Source organism: Blautia sp. ZXY-1-C6 (assembly GCF_056339875.1).
Map to the genome: position 1 here is coordinate 1 of NZ_JBWJVQ010000198.1, position 3,128 is coordinate 3,128.

Sequence of the window (3,128 nt, forward strand, 5' to 3'; positions counted from 1 at the left end):
TTTTATTGGAAGAGCATTTGATGATAACTGGGGACTTGATGATCCAACGGGGAAATCAGATGATGATTTCAAGACTGTGATACAGCGGATTGAGGAGAATATCATTGAGCTAAAGAAAAGGTTGAGCGAGAACAAATAGAATACCTGCAGAACAAAATGGCAGCTTATCAGCTTTATGACACAGGACTTACTGTGACAAAGGAAGACAAGCTGCTTTCTTTATTTATCTGCAAGTATTCCAGTAGGATTCCTGTTTTGAGACGAATGTCCGGAAGGTGGGTAACCACTTCCTGTCCTTGCTGTTCTCTATCTTTAGCTGTTGAATACAAAAATGATTTAGGAAGTTTAGCCTTTTGGTTGTCGGGATTTTTGCACAGCCATTTGGTGTAAACTGATAATATTAGAAAAAGAAATCAAGGGGGAACTGGCAGATGAAAGGTTATAACACAAGCAACGGATACATGGGATACGTAGAAGGCAAATACATTTTATTTGCCAGTGAACAGGAATATTTCGAGTTTATGCACTACAGGGGTTATATCTATGTTATACTTGAGTTGGTATTAAAGGATTTAGTGAGGACTTGATTGATGCTGTAAAATTAATCTTGAGCCGATGAGAAAGATTTCCGGTCAGGATAAATAAGAATTAGAAATTAAATACAGGAGAAAATAAATGGTAAAGCAAATCGTAAGAGACATTTTCTTTTTAGGCCAGCCATCCAAGCTAGCCACAAAAGCAGATATCCAGATTGGGAAGGATCTGCAGGACACACTGCAGGCGAACCGGGAACGGTGCGTTGGTATGGCTGCAAATATGATTGGTGTAAGGAAGAATATTATCATTGTGAATATGGGATTTATAGATGTTGTTATGTTTAACCCGGTGATTGTTTCAAAGCATGACATGTATGAGACGGAAGAAGGCTGTCTGTCTCTGGATGGTGTTCGTAAGACGACCAGATATCAGGAAATTGAAGTAGAATATTATGACTTCAACTGGAAAAAACAGCGGCAGAAGCTGTCTGGATGGACGGCACAGATCTGTCAACATGAAATTGATCATTTGTCTGGGAAGATCATATAATCGAATGCGGATTGCGAGGTGGCCGGTATGTTAAAGAATGTACTGATTGTGGTGGATGATATAGAAAAATCCATAGAATTTTATAGGGACTTATTTGGACTGCAAGTGATTCTTAAGAATGAAGGTAATGTGATCTTATCGGAGGGACTTGTTTTGCAGGATGCCGACATATGGGGGAAAACATTGAATGAAACTTCTACGCCGTTCAATAACATGATGGAATTGTATTTCGAGGATTTTGATATAGATGGATTGCTTGCGAAATATGAATCTGGTAAGTATTTCGTCCGATATGCCACCGAACTGACAGAACTTGCAGGTGGGCAGAAGCTTGTAAGACTGTATGATCCCAGTGGTAATCTTATTGAGGTTCGCACTCCGTTCAGGTGCAATTAAAGGAGGGAATATGCAGATTTTGGTTGATGCAGATGCCTGTCCGGTAGTCAGTATCGTTGAAAGAGTTGCAAAAGAGCATAATCTTCCGGTAACGTTGTTGTGTGATACCAATCATGTGTTATCATCTGATTACAGTGAAGTGATCGTAGTTGGAGCCGGTGCAGATGCAGTGGATTATAAACTGATCAGTATTTGTCATAAAGGCGATATTATTGTATCACAGGATTATGGAGTGGCGGCAATGGTATTAGGAAAAGGTGCTTATGCGATTCATCAGTCCGGGAAATGGTATACGAATGAAAATATTGACCAGATGCTTATGGAGCGGCATCTGAATAAGAAGGCACGAAGGGCATCCGGAAAGAATCATTTAAAAGGACCAAGAAAACGAACATCGGAGGATGATGAGCATTTCAGAGAATCCTTCGAGAAAATGATACATATGGCGATGGATAAGAAGAAATAATCACAAACGAAACACAGGAGAAGGAGGCGTAGAATGACGGAAAAGAAAAGAACTTACATTGCAATCGATCTTAAGTCATTCTATGCGTCTGTGGAATGTAAAGAGCGAAATAGAGATCCTTTGGCGACCAATCTTGTGGTTGCGGATAAAAGCAGAACAGAAAAAACGATCTGTCTTGCGGTATCTCCAGCATTAAAGTGTTATGGGATACCCGGAAGGGCTCGTTTATTTGAGGTTGTTCAAAAAGTAAAAGAAGCCAATAGCGCCCGCAGGTGGAAAGCACCGAACAGAACATTTATTGGTTCTTCTGATGACAGTACAGAATTAAATATCAATTCTGCACTGGAGATTGATTATATTGTTGCTCCTCCCCGGATGGCTCTCTATCTGGAATACAGCACCAGAATTTACAGCATTTATCTGAAATATATTGCACCGGAAGATATTTTTCCGTATTCGATTGACGAAGTATTTATGGATGTAACGGATTATCTGCATACTTATAATATGACACCAAGAGAACTGGCGATGACCATGATACAGGATGTGCTGAAAACGACAGGTATAACGGCAACTGCTGGAATCGGAACAAATATGTATCTGTGTAAGATTGCGATGGATATCGTGGCGAAGCATATTAAAGCAGATAAAGATGGTGTACGAATTGCAGAACTGGATGAAATGTCATACCGAAGGAAACTCTGGAGTCACAGACCTCTTACTGATTTCTGGAGAGTCGGAAAGGGATATGCAAAGAAGTTGGAAGAATACGGGCTTTATACAATGGGCGATATTGCCAGATGTTCCATCGGTAAAGCAAATGAGTTATATAATGAAGATCTGTTATATAAGCTGTTTGGCGTTAATGCAGAGCTGCTGATCGACCATGCCTGGGGATATGAACCCTGTACCATGGAAATGGTCAAGGCTTACAAACCGGAAACGAACAGTGTTTGTTCCGGGCAGGTACTTCATTGTCCTTATGACTTTGAAAAAGCAAAATTAGTCGTCAAAGAGATGACGGACCAGATGGTTTTGGATTTGGTGGATAAGAAGCTTGTCACAGACCAGATTGTGCTGACAGTTGGTTATGATATTGAGAATCTGAACAATGCCGACAGGAAAAAGCAGTATCATGGAGAGGTTACGATCGACCGTTATGGAAGAAGAATTCCGAAAC

General features: G+C 40.4%; 5 protein-coding genes and 1 pseudogene. All 6 read left to right on the forward strand.

Translation table 11 applies throughout. From position 1 onward, the window contains the following. Positions 1 to 139: pseudogene (locus AC075J_RS11495) on the forward strand (arsenate reductase ArsC); the annotation flags it as partial. A gap of 292 nt (positions 140 to 431) precedes the next feature. After that, positions 432 to 587: a hypothetical protein gene (locus AC075J_RS11500; protein ID WP_167343404.1), complete on the forward strand. Its 156-nt coding sequence runs from the start codon at positions 432 to 434 to the stop codon at positions 585 to 587. 88 nt (positions 588 to 675) lie between these two features. Then, the gene (locus AC075J_RS11505; protein WP_055057538.1) at positions 676 to 1,086 is read left to right on the forward strand and encodes a peptide deformylase; all 411 of its coding nucleotides are present in this window, start codon (positions 676 to 678) and stop codon (positions 1,084 to 1,086) included. Positions 1,087 to 1,113: 27 nt separating this feature from the next. Beyond that, a complete protein-coding gene (locus AC075J_RS11510) occupies positions 1,114 to 1,482 on the forward strand; it encodes a VOC family protein (protein WP_020993716.1) in 369 nt (122 codons plus the stop codon). Between the two features lie 10 nt (positions 1,483 to 1,492). After that, positions 1,493 to 1,948, forward strand: coding sequence for a YaiI/YqxD family protein (locus tag AC075J_RS11515; protein ID WP_055201523.1), 456 nt, complete (start codon positions 1,493 to 1,495; stop codon positions 1,946 to 1,948). 33 nt (positions 1,949 to 1,981) lie between these two features. After that, positions 1,982 to 3,128: Y-family DNA polymerase (locus AC075J_RS11520; RefSeq protein ID WP_476390340.1), on the forward strand; the 1,147-nt coding region annotated here is incomplete at its 3' end.

Bases quoted from the DNA above. Each gene is read 5' to 3' on its own strand.
- AC075J_RS11510 (WP_020993716.1), top strand. From the start codon at position 1,114: ATGTTAAAGAATGTACTGATTGTGGTGGATGATATAGAAAAATCCATA.
- AC075J_RS11500 (WP_167343404.1), top strand. From the start codon at position 432: ATGAAAGGTTATAACACAAGCAACGGATACATGGGATACGTAGAAGGC.
- AC075J_RS11515 (WP_055201523.1), top strand. From the start codon at position 1,493: ATGCAGATTTTGGTTGATGCAGATGCCTGTCCGGTAGTCAGTATCGTT.
- AC075J_RS11505 (WP_055057538.1), top strand. From the start codon at position 676: ATGGTAAAGCAAATCGTAAGAGACATTTTCTTTTTAGGCCAGCCATCC.